General features: G+C 42.7%; 9 protein-coding genes, 2 tRNA genes and 6 rRNA genes. 6 read left to right on the top strand and 11 right to left on the bottom strand.

The window, feature by feature from the left end; all coding sequences use genetic code 11:
* Positions 1-10: 10 nt before the first annotated feature.
* Positions 11-445, top strand: coding sequence for an MOSC domain-containing protein (locus tag MN086_RS00265; protein ID WP_248576068.1), 435 nt, complete (start codon positions 11-13; stop codon positions 443-445).
* A 56-nt stretch (positions 446-501) separates the two neighbouring features.
* Here MN086_RS00265 and MN086_RS00260 read toward each other — a convergent pair whose 3' ends face one another.
* The 10 genes from MN086_RS00260 to MN086_RS00215 form a co-directional block, all read right to left on the bottom strand.
* The gene (locus tag MN086_RS00260) at positions 502-1497 is read right to left on the bottom strand and encodes a DUF302 domain-containing protein (protein WP_248576067.1); all 996 of its coding nucleotides are present in this window, start codon (positions 1495-1497) and stop codon (positions 502-504) included.
* A 172-nt stretch (positions 1498-1669) separates the two neighbouring features.
* Positions 1670-3256, bottom strand: a complete 1587-nt coding sequence (locus MN086_RS00255) for a DUF3373 family protein (protein WP_248576066.1) — start codon at positions 3254-3256, stop codon at positions 1670-1672.
* 644 nt (positions 3257-3900) lie between these two features.
* Positions 3901-4016: ribosomal RNA gene (rrf, locus tag MN086_RS00250) — 5S ribosomal RNA — on the bottom strand.
* Between the two features lie 149 nt (positions 4017-4165).
* Positions 4166-7040: ribosomal RNA gene (locus MN086_RS00245) — 23S ribosomal RNA — on the bottom strand.
* 307 nt (positions 7041-7347) lie between these two features.
* Positions 7348-7423: transfer RNA gene (locus MN086_RS00240), tRNA-Ala, on the bottom strand.
* Positions 7424-7551: 128 nt separating this feature from the next.
* Positions 7552-9057 (bottom strand): 16S ribosomal RNA (locus tag MN086_RS00235).
* A gap of 844 nt (positions 9058-9901) precedes the next feature.
* A 5S ribosomal RNA gene (gene rrf / locus MN086_RS00230) occupies positions 9902-10017 on the bottom strand.
* Between the two features lie 149 nt (positions 10018-10166).
* Positions 10167-13038 (bottom strand): 23S ribosomal RNA (locus MN086_RS00225).
* A gap of 283 nt (positions 13039-13321) precedes the next feature.
* A tRNA-Ile gene (locus MN086_RS00220) sits at positions 13322-13398 on the bottom strand.
* Between the two features lie 129 nt (positions 13399-13527).
* Positions 13528-15033 (bottom strand): 16S ribosomal RNA (locus MN086_RS00215).
* Together the 16S, 23S and 5S rRNA genes with 2 tRNA genes alongside form the textbook arrangement of a ribosomal RNA operon.
* Before the next feature lie 367 nt (positions 15034-15400).
* Between MN086_RS00215 and MN086_RS00210 the strand changes: the two genes are divergently transcribed.
* From MN086_RS00210 to MN086_RS00200, 3 genes are all read left to right on the top strand, one after another.
* Positions 15401-15580 (top strand): hypothetical protein, encoded by a 180-nt coding sequence (locus MN086_RS00210; RefSeq protein WP_248576065.1) that lies wholly within the window; start codon positions 15401-15403, stop codon positions 15578-15580.
* A 71-nt stretch (positions 15581-15651) separates the two neighbouring features.
* On the top strand, positions 15652-16338 hold the full coding sequence (locus tag MN086_RS00205; protein WP_248576064.1) for a Bax inhibitor-1/YccA family protein: 687 nt from the start codon (positions 15652-15654) through the stop codon (positions 16336-16338).
* Complete coding sequence (locus tag MN086_RS00200) at positions 16331-16753, top strand: thiamine-phosphate pyrophosphorylase (RefSeq protein ID WP_248577102.1); 423 nt, start codon at positions 16331-16333, stop codon at positions 16751-16753. Before MN086_RS00205 ends, MN086_RS00200 begins: the two co-directional genes overlap by 8 nt.
* On the opposite strand, the gene MN086_RS00195 is transcribed toward MN086_RS00200, so the two are convergent.
* A complete protein-coding gene (locus MN086_RS00195; RefSeq protein WP_248576063.1) occupies positions 16725-17447 on the bottom strand; it encodes a methyltransferase domain-containing protein in 723 nt (240 codons plus the stop codon). The two genes, MN086_RS00200 and MN086_RS00195, sit on opposite strands and share 29 nt — an antisense overlap.
* A 119-nt stretch (positions 17448-17566) precedes the next feature.
* Here MN086_RS00195 and secG point away from each other — a divergent pair, with 119 nt between their 5' ends.
* Together secG and frr are read left to right on the top strand one after the other, a co-directional pair.
* Complete coding sequence (secG, locus tag MN086_RS00190) at positions 17567-17908, top strand: preprotein translocase subunit SecG (protein WP_248576062.1); 342 nt, start codon at positions 17567-17569, stop codon at positions 17906-17908.
* 161 nt (positions 17909-18069) lie between these two features.
* A complete protein-coding gene (gene frr, locus MN086_RS00185; RefSeq protein WP_248576061.1) occupies positions 18070-18627 on the top strand; it encodes a ribosome recycling factor in 558 nt (185 codons plus the stop codon).
* Positions 18628-18629: the final 2 nt, after the last annotated feature.

Below are 18629 nucleotides of genomic sequence, written 5' to 3'. Positions count from 1 at the left end.
GGACACTTTTATGAAAAACGTAGGAAAAGTTACAACTCTTTTTATATCCGTTCAGGGTACCTCTTCTCGCATTGAGAAAAAGTCATTTAACTTGGATCCAAAAGGTGTTATAGAAGATAAGTATTATGATACCAATATCAACAGATCCGTATTGCTTACATCAGAAGCGAGTTATGCTTTGGCCAGCGGGCACAATATCACATTTCCTTTTGGTTCTTTGGGAGAAAACATCTTGATGGACTACAACCCTTACCATCTTGTGCCAGGAGATCAACTGCGCATCGGTGAAGTGGTCTTGGAGATAAGCCAAAACTGTACGATGTGCGACCATCTTTCCCAAATAGATGAGAGTCTGCCTACACTGCTTAAAAATGATAGGGGTATTTTTGCTAAAGTTATTGAGGGTGGTACGATTAAAAAAGGGGATGAGATAACACTTTTATAATAAAAGCGTTATTCGCATAGAGGCGGGAGTAAAGATCCCCGCCGAAATATGGCTGATTACTCAGCAGTAAGCGTTTTAGAAGTAAGCTTTTTAAGTATATCTTCCATTTTCTTTTGTGCCATAAGCAGAACATCATGAGATGCTTTGTCTTCGATCGCTAAAGATGCTATCCAGTTATACACTGAAGGGAATCCGATTTCCATAGTATGTGTACCTTTTTTCTGATACATGTACATTGAACAAGGTGCAAATGCCCCTGCTTCAGGGTGTGTTTTAGCTACTGTATAGATTACCTCTAGGTAACAGATAGAGTAAACATCATAAAAAGTAAACGCTTCAGAGCCACTCTCTTCCATATCATAGTTAAGGTCATTAAATCCAGCATTGATGAACATAGCCGGGATCAGTGCTTGCTCGAAATCTGCTTCGAATTTATCTTTCACCTCTTCCCAATCTGCCTCAGGGTCCATTTTCCCTTGAACAGTGGTAACAAGTGGACCTTCCGGTTGCTTCATCTCATAAGTTACTTTTTCTTCTTTTGCATTTGGAAGTGCTGCTCTAAGTGTCTCTTGGATCAATTTACCATATGCAACAAGTTCTGCATCATCTGCAGGGATCCCCATGATATTAGCCATTGCTTCAGCACTCAAAGAAGAGATCGAAATCGTTTTTGACCCTTTTTTTGTCCAGATAGACATACTCATTGGAGAGAAAAGTCCGATATTCGGATATTTTTTACCCAACTTAACAACAAAATCTTTTTTAAAGATCGTAAAGAGGTTATAGACATCAAACTCAAGCGTATCAAAATTTTTCGTACCATCTTTGATCTGTTTTTTCCATGGTGCTGTCATATCTCTGTTGTCATTGATGAAAAAACCTGCTTTTTCAAATGCCGCTGCGATCGTCTTAGGTGTGATCTTTCCATCACTGTTATCTGCAGTTAAGATAGTTACATTGTGAGTAGCTTTAGGTGCAGCATTTGCAGCAAGCCCTGTTGCCAGTCCCATAGTAACAACCATTGCAAGTAGCAATTTTGTGAAGTGTTTCATTGTAGTCCTTTTTGTGTGTTTTGTAAGTGGCCAATATTATAACCGAACTTCATTTAATTTAAATTAATAATGTTACGAGTATTAGGATAAAGAAAAAAAGTGGATTAAGTGTGTAATGAGATTTAAAAAAATAAGGGGGATTAACAAAGGGAAAACCCTTTGTTAAATGATCTTAGAATCTATATCTGATGTAGAATCTAGCATCTTGTGCTTTTTCAACAACATTTGGTAACATAGCATCTGCTACCATCGCAGCTTGTGGACCCATTGGAGCGCCTGCTGCAGTACTCATAGCTTTTAAGTCATCAATTTTTAATGGTGTACCACCTGAAGCGAAGAAACCTTGACTTCCAGTATAGTCATAATCAATTGATGTATATCTGAATTGAGCACTTAAAGCTTCATTGAATTGATACGTATAGTATACTTCCCAAGCATCACCACGTGCAGCCAATTTAGAACCGATCATAGTGTCTTCAGCATAATCAAATGGTCTCCAGTATTTACTTCCATGGTTATACTCAAGTCCAAGTTTACCATAATTCTCATCACCAACATTTACAGGAAGCTGTGCACCGAACCAGTAAGAGTGACCACCTTTTCCTTCACCTTTAGAAGCACCAAAGTCAGGTAATGCAAATCCTAGATCAGATGGAGTCATACCTAACATTTGACCATCAGCATCTGGTCTAGTTTTAGTCCCTGCTAATGAAGCAAATAGTTTTACATCAGCAAAGTAACCATCTTCTGTCACACCGTCAACTAACACAGAAATCGCAGCACCGTCGATATCTCCTTGTTGACTCATCATTGCAGTATCTGCTGTTGGCATACCCATCGCACCATCGAACAGAGCAGCCATCATATTTGCTGTGTCAAAACCAGGAAGATCGTACGCTCTGAATGCTGTAGTTTTTACAATATACTGACCATCATTATATGGTTCAAAGATAAATCCAGCAAGTTTGATATCTTCCATTGAAGCATCATCATTCGCATAATTTGTAGCACCTAAATTACCAAGCATTGGAACTGCATTGGTCGCACCCTGTCCCATACATAATTTAAATGACATACCTGGAACACCAGTAATTTTAGAAAGATCAAGCTTAGAACTTAAACCGTCAAACTCAACATTAATAATGTGTCCAAGTGGTGACTGTGCTGCATCATCGTCTCTAAGATTAGCTAAGAAACCATTTGTAGATGGTCTTCTACCTACAGAGAATGTCCATGGCATATCAAGACCAAATGCTTTTTCACCAAGGTATAACCAATATGCTTGTCTTACTTTTAGGTTATCATTTGTCAATGACTCATTTGAGAACCAGTTGAATGTATCAAATCCAAACCCTCTCATACCAAATGGATTAAGTGCATCATTAGTAGTTTGTCCAAGGTCTGCACCGAATGCTTTATTGTAAGAAAGTTGTCCTTTAAACACATTGTTAGCGTTTGGAGCATATGCCATATTTAACCACAATCTAGTAGCCATTAGGTCATTTTTACCTTGCTCAGTTCCATCAGCCATATCATAGTTGATGTTATCAATAGATGTTCTTAGATCAACACCCCACTTGATGTTATCTCCACTGTCGTGAGCTTTTACTTCATTGATCTTTTTATTTTGCTTTTTAACTTTTTTCTGAAGTTTTGCAAGTTGAGCCTCAAGATCTGTGATTCTGTCGTTAACTGAACTCGCATTTACTGTTGTCAATGCTAGTGTTGCCACGAGTGACGCTGTTACTATTTTTTTCATGTTTACTCCTTTAAATTATGTTTGTCCAAAACATGTAAGGGTTAGTTTAGACCATCTAGACTGATTTTAGACTTAAAAAAATAAATTTTTATAATATTTTGAGGTTAGTTAATATCACATTATAAATGTTATAAAAAGTATATTAAAAAAGGAGAAAATAAAGGAAGAGCCTAAAGGGAATTTAAAAGGGAAGGAAGTTAAGGCTCTTCAATAAAAGATAACCGGGGGGACCAAGAGACAAGGAAGTTATTACAAATATTGGACAAGGAGTAAAACAATTCTCTTGGAAAGGGAGATGGTTACCTTTCTAAAGATATTATAAATGATGGGAGTTAATGAGGAGTAAATAGAGTATTAATCAAAGGTTTAAATAAATAACAATCGTCATAGAATGTGAAAGAAAAATTTGTTAGAAAAAGATAACCGATATAAGATATAAGACATATCAAGGAAGACTACTTATATTGGACAAGAGTAAAACACAATCTCTCAAACTAATGGTTATCTTTTCTGCACGCATTATAACCTATGAGTGTAAATCATGTGTAAAAGTAAACAAATAAAAATAAAAGGCTTTGTGATAAATTAAAATTGAAAAGAGTTAATTGATTGATTGTTAAAAAATGAAGGGTGTTATAAACTCAAAGTGGCAGCGACCTACATTTCCACAAGCGTAGCCTGCAGTATTATCGGCGATGGGAGGCTTGACTTCCAGGTTCGGAATGGAGCTGGGTATGACCCTCCCTCTAGCCCCACCACTAAGAGAAAGATAAACACCGATGTGTTCATGTTTCTCTCAGCTCGTAAGCTTTGAGTAACTTAGTATTGTTAAGAGCCTAGGTAAGTTGATTACAATTGCATACTCATTATTAAGCTTGCACTTAATAAGGTAGTACCTATTTGAAGAATAAAGTAAATACAAACGATCTATTAGTACTGGTCAGCTAAATGACTTTCATCACTTACACACCCAGCCTATCAACGCAGTAGTCTTCTGCGGATCTTCAGGGATGATTCATCTTGGAGTTGGCTTCCCGCTTAGATGCTTTCAGCGGTTATCACATCCGAACATAGCTACCCAGCGATGCCCTTGGCAGGACAACTGGTACACCAGTGGTTCGTTCACCCCGGTCCTCTCGTACTAGGGGCAACTCTCCTCAATCATCCAACGCCCACGGCAGATAGGGACCGAACTGTCTCACGACGTTCTGAACCCAGCTCGCGTACCGCTTTAAATGGCGAACAGCCATACCCTTGGGACCTGCTTCAGCCCCAGGATGCGATGAGCCGACATCGAGGTGCCAAACCTCCCCGTCGATGTGAGCTCTTGGGGGAGATCAGCCTGTTATCCCCGGCGTACCTTTTATCCTTTGAGCGATGGCCCTTCCACACAGAACCACCGGATCACTATGACCGACTTTCGTCTCTGCTCGACATGTACGTCTCGCAGTTAAGCTGGCTTATACCATTATACTCTGCGATGGATTTCCAACCCATCTGAGCCAACCTTTGTAAGCCTCCGTTACTTTTTAGGAGGCGACCGCCCCAGTCAAACTACCCACCAGACATTGTCCTCCGACAAGATAATTGCCGCAAGTTAGCAATCAGAATATATAAGGGTGGTATCTCAAGGATAGCTCATCACCAGCTGGCGCCGATGAATCAAAGCCTCCCACCTATCCTGCACAAATATATCCCAATTGCAGTGTCAAGCTATAGTAAAGGTGCACGGGGTCTTTCCGTCTTGCCGCGGGTAGGAGGAATTTTCACCTCCACTACAATTTCACTGGATCCCTGGTTGAGACAGCTCCCATCTCGTTACGCCATTCATGCAGGTCGGTATTTAACCGACAAGGAATTTCGCTACCTTAGGACCGTTATAGTTACGGCCGCCGTTTACTTGGGCTTCGATCAAGAGCTTCGCACCGAAGTACTAACCCCATCAATTAACCTTCAAGCACCGGGCAGGCGTCACACCTTATACATCCTCTTACGAGTTAGCAAAGTGCTGTGTTTTTGATAAACAGTCGGGAGGGACTCTTTGTTGCAACCTCTCTCGCTTTCGAAGCAAGTTCTAATACAAGAGGAGGCACACCTTATTCCGAAGTTACGGTGCTAGTTTGCAGAGTTCCTTAACCAGGGTTCTTCCACGCGCCTTAGAATACTCATCTCACCCACCTGTGTCGGTTTACGGTACGGGCAACTAATAATACACTTAGAGGCTTTTCTTGGCACGACGGTATCAACGATTCTGAATCAGCTCCGAAGAGCGTCATCAGCCTGTCAGGTCTCGAAAACAGCCGGCGGATTTTCCTATCCAGCTTATCTACACCCTTCGAGCCACTATTCCATCAGTGACCTCGTTTAACCCTATGCGTCCCCCTTCGTACTAAACTATTAGTTGGTATTGGAATATTAACCAATTTGCCATCGCTTACCCCTTTCGGACTCAGCTTAGGACCCGACTAACCCTACAATGACGAGCATAGTGTAGGAACCCTTGGGTTTACGGCGAACAGGATTCTCACCTGTTTTCTCGCTACTCATGCCTGCATGCTCACTTCTAGCCGCTCCACCACTCCTTACCGGTATGGCTTCAATGCTGACTAGAACGCTCTCCTACCACTTAGTATAAATACTAAATCTACAGCTTCGGTGTCTATTTTAGCCCCGTTATATTTTCGGCGCAGAATCGCTAGACCAGTGAGCTGTTACGCTTTCTTTAAAGGATGGCTGCTTCTAAGCCAACCTCCTGGTTGTCTAAGCAACTCCACATCCTTTTCCACTTAAATAGAACTTTGGGACCTTAGCTGGTAGTCTGGGCTGTTTCCCTCTCGATGATGGATTTTATCACCCACCACCTGACTGCCATGAATTCACTATGGGTATTCGGAGTTTGACTGGGTTTGGTACCTTGGTGTAGGCCCTAGCCCAATCAGTGCTCTACCCCCCATAGCTTCGAACATGACGCTATACCTAAATATATTTCGGAGAGAACCAGCTATCACTAAGTTTGATTGGCCTTTCACCCCTATCCACAGGTCATCGGAGGAGTTTTAAACCTCCACCCGTTCGGTCCTCCACTAGCTCTTACACCAGCTTCAACCTGCCCATGGATAGATCACTTAGTTTCGGGTCTACAGCAACTAACTAACGCCCTATTAAGACTCGCTTTCGCTACGGCTTCACGTGTGTTTAACCTTGCTAGTCACCATAACTCGCAGGCTCATTATGCAAAAGGCAGTCCATCACCCTGTATAAAACATAGGGCTCTGAATGATTGTAGGCAGATGGTTTCAGGTTCTATTTCACTCCGCTCACTGCGGTTCTTTTCACCTTTCCCTCACGGTACTGGTTCACTATCGATCCTGGAGTAGTATTTAGCCTTGGAAGGTGGTCCTCCCATATTCAGTCAGGGTTTCACGTGTCCCGACCTACTCGAATAAAGTCTAATTAGTTTTCGTATACGGGACTTTCACCCTCTACGGTCAAGCATTCCAGCTTATTCTACTAACACCTTAAACTCTTTAGGGCTACTCCCTTTTCGCTCGCCGCTACTAAGGGAATCTCGGTTGATTTCTTTTCCTGTGGGTACTGAGATGTTTCACTTCCCCACGTTCGCTCTCCTAAGAGTGACATGCTTCGCAACATGCCGGGTTGCCCCATTCGGAAATCCAGGGATCAAAGCTTCTTGGCAGCTCCCCCTGGCTTATCGCAGCCTAGTACGTCCTTCATCGCCTCTCCTGGTCTAGGCATCCACCATCTGCCCTTAGATTAATTTATTTAATTCTAAGGTACTACCTTATTAAATGCAAATAAGTCATTCACAGATCTCTCTGTTTATGGTTACTCGTTTAATAATGTATATTTATGAGTTTCAATTTCTTGAAGTTTGCACATGAAAGTTATCATTTCTGATAATTTTCTGTTAAATTGTAATTTGTTTATAATATGAATAAATCCATATCATGCAACATTACGTTAGACTCTTAACAATAATAAGTTAAATAACTTTTAGGTGTAAAACCTAATAGAAACATTCTCATGAATACTTCTATTAAGTTTTCCAATCCATCATCTCTTTTCAGAAATGGTGGAGAATAACGGGATCGAACCGATGACCTCCTGCGTGCAAAGCAGGCGCTCTCCCAGCTGAGCTAATTCCCCAGGTTGTTACGTCAAAGATCCTAATAATCTTTGACAACCAAACAGTAAGTTATGATCGAACATAAAACAAACCAAGTCTTATTTGTGTTTGTGATGATATTCTGTGAGGAAATATCATCTATACTCTGAAAGGAGGTGATCCAACCGCAGGTTCTCCTACGGTTACCTTGTTACGACTTCACCCCAGTCGCTGATTCCACCGTGGAGGGTAGCCAGTTTAGCTTCCCCGCTTCGGGTGAAATCAACTCCCATGGTGTGACGGGCGGTGAGTACAAGACCCGGGAACGTATTCACCGTAGCATAGCTGATCTACGATTACTAGTGATTCCAGCTTCAAGCAGTCGAGTTGCAGACTGCTATCCGAACTGAGACCAGGTTTATAGATTTGCTCCACCTCGCGGTATCGCTTCTCATTGTCCTGGCCATTGTAGCACGTGTGTTGCCCTAGCCGTAAGGGCCATGATGACTTGACGTCGTCCTCACCTTCCTCCTCCTTGCGAAGGCAGTCTCACTAGAGTCCTCGGCCGAACCGTTAGTAACTAGTGACGAGGGTTGCGCTCGTTGCGGGACTTAACCCAACATCTCACGACACGAGCTGACGACAGCCGTGCAGCACCTGTATAAAAGCTCCCGAAGGCACCACTCTATCTCTAAAGTGTTCTTAAATATGTCAAGGCTAGGTAAGGTTCTTCGCGTATCTTCGAATTAAACCACATGCTCCACCACTTGTGCGGGTCCCCGTCTATTCCTTTGAGTTTTAATCTTGCGACCGTACTCCCCAGGCGGAATGTTTAATGCGTTAGCTGCATCACCGAATAGACTAGCTACCCGACGACTAACATTCATCGTTTAGGGCGTGGACTACCAGGGTATCTAATCCTGTTTGCTCCCCACGCTTTCGCGCCTCAGCGTCAGTAATGTTCCAGAAGATTGCCTTCGCTTTTGGTATTCCTAGTTATCTCTACGGATTTTACCCCTACACAACTAATTCCATCTTCCTCTCCCACACTCTAGACTAACAGTTTTGGATGCAGTTCTACGGTTGAGCCGTAGGCTTTCACATCCAACTTATTAGCCCGCCTGCGCGCGCTTTACGCCCAGTGATTCCGAGTAACGCTTGCACCCTCCGTATTACCGCGGCTGCTGGCACGGAGTTAGCCGGTGCTTATTCATATAGTACCGTCATTATCTTCCTATATAAAAGGAGTTTACACACCGAAATGCGTCATCCTCCACGCGGCGTTGCTGCATCAGAGTTTCCTCCATTGTGCAATATTCCCCACTGCTGCCTCCCGTAGGAGTCTGGACCGTGTCTCAGTTCCAGTGTGGCTGATCATCCTCTCAGACCAGCTAGGCGTCATTGCCTTGGTGAGCCATTACCTCACCAACTAGCTGATACCATATAGCCCGATCCCTTGGCGAAAAAACATTTCCCAACTATGATTAACATAGAAGGAGTATGAGGTATTAGCAGTCGTTTCCAACTGTTATCCCTCTCCAAGGGGCACATTAGCTATACATTACTCACCCGTCCGCCACTTAGCTGACATCCCGAAGGACCGTTCTCGTTCGACTTGCATGTGTTAAGCACGCCGCCAGCGTTCACTCTGAGCCAGGATCAAACTCTCCATAAAAATGAAATGGTTTGAACCATTGTCAAAGAATCACTTAACTATCTCTAATTAAGTTTAATCTTTATCCCAATTTTTTAAAAATTGGTAAAATTAAAACTCAAATAGACGTTGATTTGTTTACTTATTATTTGGTTGTCAAAGATCATTCACTCTCACTCTCTGGGCTAACTCAGCCTAGGTCTCTGTGTTTGTGGACGCGTATTATAGCACCGAACTTCTCCCTTGTCAAGGGTTTTTTGCATTTTATGCGAAATTTCTTGAAAAAATTTTTAAAGCCCTAAAATACGCGCTTTTATGGACCTTTTTAGCATTACAATATACATACCTGATATTTGAATATGCAGAAAATACAAAGATCATTTGCGAAGAGCCTAAGAAAGGGAGTTATATCGGGAGGGATAGGCTCTTCAATAAAAGATAACCGGGGGGACCAAGAGACAAGGAAGTTATTACAAATATTGGACAAGGAGTAAAACAATTCTCTTGGAAAGGGAGATGGTTACCTTTCTAAAGATATTATAAATGATGGGAGTTAATGAGGAGTAAATAGAGTATTAATCAAAGGTTTAAATAAATAACAATCGTCATAGAATGTGAAAGAAAAATTTGTTAGAAAAAGATAACCGATATAAGATATAAGACATATCAAGGAAGACTACTTATATTGGACAAGAGTAAAACACAATCTCTCAAACTAATGGTTATCTTTTCTGCACGCATTATAACCTATGAGTGTAAATCATGTGTAAAAGTAAACAAATAAAAATAAAAGGCTTTGTGATAAATTAAAATTGAAAAGAGTTAATTGATTGATTGTTAAAAAATGAAGGGTGTTATAAACTCAAAGTGGCAGCGACCTACATTTCCACAAGCGTAGCCTGCAGTATTATCGGCGATGGGAGGCTTGACTTCCAGGTTCGGAATGGAGCTGGGTATGACCCTCCCTCTAGCCCCACCACTAAGAGAAAGATAAACACCGATGTGTTCATGTTTCTCTCAGCTCGTAAGCTTTGAGTAACTTAGTATTGTTAAGAGCCTAGGTAAGTTGATTACAATTGCATACTCATTATTAAGCTTGCACTTAATAAGGTAGTACCTATTTGAAGAATAAAGTAAATACAAACGATCTATTAGTACTGGTCAGCTAAATGACTTTCATCACTTACACACCCAGCCTATCAACGCAGTAGTCTTCTGCGGATCTTCAGGGATGATTCATCTTGGAGTTGGCTTCCCGCTTAGATGCTTTCAGCGGTTATCACATCCGAACATAGCTACCCAGCGATGCCCTTGGCAGGACAACTGGTACACCAGTGGTTCGTTCACCCCGGTCCTCTCGTACTAGGGGCAACTCTCCTCAATCATCCAACGCCCACGGCAGATAGGGACCGAACTGTCTCACGACGTTCTGAACCCAGCTCGCGTACCGCTTTAAATGGCGAACAGCCATACCCTTGGGACCTGCTTCAGCCCCAGGATGCGATGAGCCGACATCGAGGTGCCAAACCTCCCCGTCGATGTGAGCTCTTGGGGGAGATCAGCCTGTTATCCCCGGCGTACCTTTTATCCTTTGAGCGATGGCCCTTCCACACAGAACCACCGGATCACTATGACCGACTTTCGTCTCTGCTCGACATGTACGTCTCGCAGTTAAGCTGGCTTATACCATTATACTCTGCGATGGATTTCCAACCCATCTGAGCCAACCTTTGTAAGCCTCCGTTACTTTTTAGGAGGCGACCGCCCCAGTCAAACTACCCACCAGACATTGTCCTCCGACAAGATAATTGCCGCAAGTTAGCAATCAGAATATATAAGGGTGGTATCTCAAGGATAGCTCATCACCAGCTGGCGCCGATGAATCAAAGCCTCCCACCTATCCTGCACAAATATATCCCAATTGCAGTGTCAAGCTATAGTAAAGGTGCACGGGGTCTTTCCGTCTTGCCGCGGGTAGGAGGAATTTTCACCTCCACTACAATTTCACTGGATCCCTGGTTGAGACAGCTCCCATCTCGTTACGCCATTCATGCAGGTCGGTATTTAACCGACAAGGAATTTCGCTACCTTAGGACCGTTATAGTTACGGCCGCCGTTTACTTGGGCTTCGATCAAGAGCTTCGCACCGAAGTACTAACCCCATCAATTAACCTTCAAGCACCGGGCAGGCGTCACACCTTATACATCCTCTTACGAGTTAGCAAAGTGCTGTGTTTTTGATAAACAGTCGGGAGGGACTCTTTGTTGCAACCTCTCTCGCTTTCGAAGCAAGTTCTAATACAAGAGGAGGCACACCTTATTCCGAAGTTACGGTGCTAGTTTGCAGAGTTCCTTAACCAGGGTTCTTCCACGCGCCTTAGAATACTCATCTCACCCACCTGTGTCGGTTTACGGTACGGGCAACTAATAATACACTTAGAGGCTTTTCTTGGCACGACGGTATCAACGATTCTGAATCAGCTCCGAAGAGCGTCATCAGCCTGTCAGGTCTCGAAAACAGCCGGCGGATTTTCCTATCCAGCTTATCTACACCCTTCGAGCCACTATTCCATCAGTGACCTCGTTTAACCCTATGCGTCCCCCCTTCGTACTAAACTATTAGTTGGTATTGGAATATTAACCAATTTGCCATCGCTTACCCCTTTCGGACTCAGCTTAGGACCCGACTAACCCTACAATGACGAGCATAGTGTAGGAACCCTTGGGTTTACGGCGAACAGGATTCTCACCTGTTTTCTCGCTACTCATGCCTGCATGCTCACTTCTAGCCGCTCCACCACTCCTTACCGGTATGGCTTCAATGCTGACTAGAACGCTCTCCTACCACTTAGTATAAATACTAAATCTACAGCTTCGGTGTCTATTTTAGCCCCGTTATATTTTCGGCGCAGAATCGCTAGACCAGTGAGCTGTTACGCTTTCTTTAAAGGATGGCTGCTTCTAAGCCAACCTCCTGGTTGTCTAAGCAACTCCACATCCTTTTCCACTTAAATAGAACTTTGGGACCTTAGCTGGTAGTCTGGGCTGTTTCCCTCTCGATGATGGATTTTATCACCCACCACCTGACTGCCATGAATTCACTATGGGTATTCGGAGTTTGACTGGGTTTGGTACCTTGGTGTAGGCCCTAGCCCAATCAGTGCTCTACCCCCCATAGCTTCGAACATGACGCTATACCTAATATATTTCGGAGAGAACCAGCTATCACTAAGTTTGATTGGCCTTTCACCCCTATCCACAGGTCATCGGAGGAGTTTTAAACCTCCACCCGTTCGGTCCTCCACTAGCTCTTACACCAGCTTCAACCCCATGGATAGATCACTTAGTTTCGGGTCTACAGCAACTAACTAACGCCCTATTAAGACTCGCTTTCGCTACGGCTTCACGTGTGTTTAACCTTGCTAGTCACCATAACTCGCAGGCTCATTATGCAAAAGGCAGTCCATCACCCTGTATAAAACATAGGGCTCTGAATGATTGTAGGCAGATGGTTTCAGGTTCTATTTCACTCCGCTCACTGCGGTTCTTTTCACCTTTCCCTCACGGTACTGGTTCACTATCGATCCTGGAGTAGTATTTAGCCTTGGAAGGTGGTCCTCCCATATTCAGTCAGGGTTTCACGTGTCCCGACCTACTCGAATAAAGTCTAATTAGTTTTCGTATACGGGACTTTCACCCTCTACGGTCAAGCATTCCAGCTTATTCTACTAACACCTTAAACTCTTTAGGGCTACTCCCTTTTCGCTCGCCGCTACTAAGGGAATCTCGGTTGATTTCTTTTCCTGTGGGTACTGAGATGTTTCACTTCCCCACGTTCGCTCTCCTAAGAGTGACATGCTTCGCAACATGCCGGGTTGCCCCATTCGGAAATCCAGGGATCAAAGCTTCTTGGCAGCTCCCCCTGGCTTATCGCAGCCTAGTACGTCCTTCATCGCCTCTCCTGGTCTAGGCATCCACCATCTGCCCTTAGATTAATTTATTTAATTCTAAGGTACTACCTTATTAAATGCAAATAAGTCATTCACAGATCTCTCTGTTTATGGTTACTCGTTTAATAATGTATATTTATGAGTTTCAATTTCTTGAAGTTTGCACATGAAAGTTATCATTTCTGATAATTTTCTGTTAAATTGTAATTTGTTTATAATATGAATAAATCCATATCATGCAACATTACGTTAGACTCTTAACAATAATAAGTTAAATAACTTTTAGACACATGTCTAATGAAAATATTTAAAAGCAAATACTTTCATTAAACATATGGTGGGCGTACCAGGACTTGAACCTGGGACCTCACCCTTATCAGGGGTGCACTCTAACCAGCTGAGCTATACGCCCATATGAGGTACATCAAAGATCCTAATAATCTTTGACAACCAAACAGTAAGTTATGATCGAACATAAAACAAACCAAGTCTTATTTGTGTTTGTGATGATATTCTGTGAGGAAATATCATCTATACTCTGAAAGGAGGTGATCCAACCGCAGGTTCTCCTACGGTTACCTTGTTACGACTTCACCCCAGTCGCTGATTCCACCGTGGAGGGTAGCCAGTTTAGCTTCCCCGCTTCGGGTGAAATCAACTCCCATGGTGTGACGGGCGGTGAGTACAAGACCCGGGAACGTATTCACCGTAGCATAGCTGATCTACGATTACTAGTGATTCCAGCTTCAAGCAGTCGAGTTGCAGACTGCTATCCGAACTGAGACCAGGTTTATAGATTTGCTCCACCTCGCGGTATCGCTTCTCATTGTCCTGGCCATTGTAGCACGTGTGTTGCCCTAGCCGTAAGGGCCATGATGACTTGACGTCGTCCTCACCTTCCTCCTCCTTGCGAAGGCAGTCTCACTAGAGTCCTCGGCCGAACCGTTAGTAACTAGTGACGAGGGTTGCGCTCGTTGCGGGACTTAACCCAACATCTCACGACACGAGCTGACGACAGCCGTGCAGCACCTGTATAAAAGCTCCCGAAGGCACCACTCTATCTCTAAAGTGTTCTTAAATATGTCAAGGCTAGGTAAGGTTCTTCGCGTATCTTCGAATTAAACCACATGCTCCACCACTTGTGCGGGTCCCCGTCTATTCCTTTGAGTTTTAATCTTGCGACCGTACTCCCCAGGCGGAATGTTTAATGCGTTAGCTGCATCACCGAATAGACTAGCTACCCGACGACTAACATTCATCGTTTAGGGCGTGGACTACCAGGGTATCTAATCCTGTTTGCTCCCCACGCTTTCGCGCCTCAGCGTCAGTAATGTTCCAGAAGATTGCCTTCGCTTTTGGTATTCCTAGTTATCTCTACGGATTTTACCCCTACACAACTAATTCCATCTTCCTCTCCCACACTCTAGACTAACAGTTTTGGATGCAGTTCTACGGTTGAGCCGTAGGCTTTCACATCCAACTTATTAGCCCGCCTGCGCGCGCTTTACGCCCAGTGATTCCGAGTAACGCTTGCACCCTCCGTATTACCGCGGCTGCTGGCACGGAGTTAGCCGGTGCTTATTCATATAGTACCGTCATTATCTTCCTATATAAAAGGAGTTTACACACCGAAATGCGTCATCCTCCACGCGGCGTTGCTGCATCAGAGTTTCCTCCATTGTGCAATATTCCCCACTGCTGCCTCCCGTAGGAGTCTGGACCGTGTCTCAGTTCCAGTGTGGCTGATCATCCTCTCAGACCAGCTAGGCGTCATTGCCTTGGTGAGCCATTACCTCACCAACTAGCTGATACCATATAGCCCGATCCCTTGGCGAAAAAACATTTCCCAACTATGATTAACATAGAAGGAGTATGAGGTATTAGCAGTCGTTTCCAACTGTTATCCCTCTCCAAGGGGCACATTAGCTATACATTACTCACCCGTCCGCCACTTAGCTGACATCCCGAAGGACCGTTCTCGTTCGACTTGCATGTGTTAAGCACGCCGCCAGCGTTCACTCTGAGCCAGGATCAAACTCTCCATAAAAATGAAATGGTTTGAACCATTGTCAAAGAATCACTTAACTATCTCTAATTAAGTTTAATCTTTATCCCAATTTTTTAAAAATTGGTAAAATTAAAACTCAAATAGACGTTGATTTGTTTACTTATTATTTGGTTGTCAAAGATCATTCACTCTCACTCTCTGGGCTAACTCAGCCTAGGTCTCTGTGTTTGTGGACGCGTATTATAGCACCGAACTTCTCCCTTGTCAAGGGTTTTTTGCATTTTATGCGAAATTTCTTGAAAAAATTTTTTTACTTACATCTATATATATAAAATTTACTCTCTATACCTAATATTTATCTATAGTATTTTATAATCCTAATCTAGTTATAACTCAAGGAATATGTATGCGTCTACTTTTTCTACTTCTTTCTCTATTTTTCTTATCCGCATGTACGGATACGGTTGAAGTACCCACTTCAAGTGCAGAGGAAAAAAGTATTGCTCAGATCGAAAGTAGTAAAACAGAGGCACAGGCTGCACAGGACGAGTACAAAAAGTTACAGGCACAAAGAGAAAAAGAGTAAAATCCATTATTAACCTTAGATTAATCTCTCTGGATTATACTTTTCATTAAATTTATAATTGAAGGAATATTATGGCTTTATATGATAGAGACTATACATCAGCAGAAACTGGCTACGCTCAGGAAAGCGTATCGGTAAGCTTTATGAAGCAAACGTATCAACTCTTGGCGGCAAGTATGATCGCTGCTGCTGCAGGGGCTTATGCTACGATGCCTTATGCTGAGGCGATCATGCAATACAAATGGTTCATTTTTGGTGCAGAACTTTTAATACTGTTCTTTGGACTTAATATGACAAGAGGAAAAGCAGGGCTTAACTTGGCAATGTTGTTCCTCTTCACCTTTTTGACAGGTGTTTCACTGGTACCGCTTTTGGCTTCACTTATCGGTGCAGGAAATGGTGCAGTGATAGGAAATGCATTCCTAATGACCTCTGTTCTTTTTGGTGCATTAAGCCTATTTGCCATTAACAGTAAGACAGATTACTCAAGCTGGGGAAAACCGCTTTTCATCACGCTGATCGTAGTGATCATCGCATCACTGGTAAATATGTTCATACTTCAAAGTCCAATGATGCATGTGATCATCACTGCTGGTATCTTGCTTCTGTTCAGTATGTTTACGATCTATGATACACAAAACATCGCAAATGGTGCATACGACTCACCGGTAGATGCAGCTGTCTCTCTTTACCTGGATTTCCTGAACATGTTTACAGCACTCCTCCAGCTTCTTGGAATCTTCGGAAGTGATGACTAACGAAGAGACTTCGGAAAAGATTGCGCGTCTTATCGATGCCAATCTTAACCGACTAAAAGAGGGTATACGTGTCATAGAGGATATCAATCGTTATATTTATGATGACAAATCTTTAACTTCCACCCTTAAACAATTACGACATAAACTCCAGCTTGCCTATGACCAGAATCGTCTACAATACAGAGACATCGAAAATGATGTACAAAAAGAGAGTATCACCTCTGAATTGTCTCGCAGCAGTATCAATGACTTGATCATAGCAAACTTTTCAAGAGCCCAGGAGTCTGCACGTGTCCTTGAAGAGAGTTTTAAACTGGTAGACCATACATTGTCTGAACTTTTCAAAGAGGTTCGTTATGGTCTGTATGCTGTTGAAAAAGCCTTTTTTATACAGCAGGATGAGCCAAAGAAGTAGCCTTCACGAACAAAACTTCAAACTCCAGATAATCCAAAGGATAACGCTTCATAAGCTGCTTTGTCTCTCTGTAGCACAGTTGTTTTTCTCCTCCGCTTACACCACTTTTTTTAATATAGTTAAACATTTCGCGTACACTCTCAAAGTGAAGTTTGTACTTTTTTACTTCAAAGGTAGCGCGATAGTATTTCTCGATCGTCTCTCTCAATACCGATTCAGGGTAAATAGGGGAAGGGATCTGGGCTGTTTCATGCAATGTTTTAAATGTATTGGATGTAAAAATAGCAAAATAGGCAAGATGTGACTTTTTTGCAATCTCAGACAGCGTGAAATCCAGATCTTTGCTCCATTGCAAAGCCGAAGAGGAGAGAAGAAGATTCCCAGGTCTATAGGGAAGATGTTCAAATGCTTGAAGCTTATTGAAATCTGCACATATTTTTTTGATCTTCTTCGAAGAGGGGTGTATCTCCAGCATCTCAGGGGAGGAGTCCAACACAAGAACCTGCTCAAATGAAAGATCATGCTTCACTAAGTTCTTATAGACTTCCCCACTCCCACATCCGATATCTATAAGCGTCGTATAATGTGAAGGAGGAAGCTGTTCTACCAATGCTTTGGCAACCTCTGCCTGGATGACATTATAAGTATCATACTCATGTGCAAAACGAGAAAACTCTTGAATAACAGTAGACATGACCTCTCTCCTTTACCATGAAATAATGCGCTTCATCACCATTTCAAACTTTTTTGGGTATAATCGCCGAAATTATACCCAAATTTAAATGGGCTATCCAATCACATAAAGAGGCATAGATGACATCAACACTTTTAATCGTACAAATCATACTTGCAATAGCGATCACGATCGCTGTACTGCTGCAAAAAAGTTCAAGCATAGGTCTTGGCGCATACAGTGGAAGTAATGAATCTGTATTTGGTGCAAAAGGGCCCACTGGTTTTCTTGCAAAACTTACTTTTACGCTTGCATTTGCATTTATTGTTAATACGCTAGCATTGGGATACCTGTACACCACAGCAACCACTGCATCTGTTGCAGACACTATCGTTCCTGCAAATAATGCCGCTGTACCGGCAGTACCGACAGCAGCGGAAAGCACTACCCCTTCAGCACCGGCTGCGCCCACTGCCAACTAAGCATATATAAAATATAAAGAAGTTTTCCTTCTTTATATACTCCTCTCAACATACTCTCTAAATACATAACAAGGTAAAAAAGGGTAAAATTTCCCTAAATAATAGCTGAACCTTCCGATGAGATCCAGGCATGTATCAGAAGGTTCAATAAGGAGATAGTTATGTTAAATGAGATTTTTGAACAGACAAAAGAGAATATGCAAAAGAGTATTGAATCTCTTAAAAGAGACTTTGCTTCACTAAGAACAGGAAAAGTAACCACGGGTATCGTAGACAACATTAAAGTGGACTACTATGGAACTATGACAGCACTCAACCAAGTAGGAAGTGTCATTGCTACAGATGCGACAACGATCAGTATTACGCCTTGGGAGAAAACGCTTCTTCCAGTGATCGAAAAAGCGATCCAGGAAGCAAACATCGGTGTGAACCCAAACAATGACGGAGACTTCATCAAACTCTTTTTCCCGCCAATGACAAGCGAACAGAGACAAGAGATCGTAAAACAAGCCAAAGGTATGGTTGAACATGCAAAAATTGCTGTCAGAAATGTAAGAAAAGATGGGAATGACAAGATCAAAAAACTTGAGAAAGAGAAAGAACTCAGCGAAGATGAATCTAAAAAAGCGCAAGAGCAGATCCAAAAGATCACAGATGAATACATTGCAAAAGTAGACGAAACATTCAAAGCTAAAGAAGCTGATATCCTTAAGGTTTAAAT

The organism is Sulfurovum sp. XGS-02, from assembly GCF_023213175.1.
GTDB lineage: Bacteria > Campylobacterota > Campylobacteria > Campylobacterales > Sulfurovaceae > Sulfurovum.
This window is presented reverse-complemented; position numbering and strand designations above follow the sequence as displayed.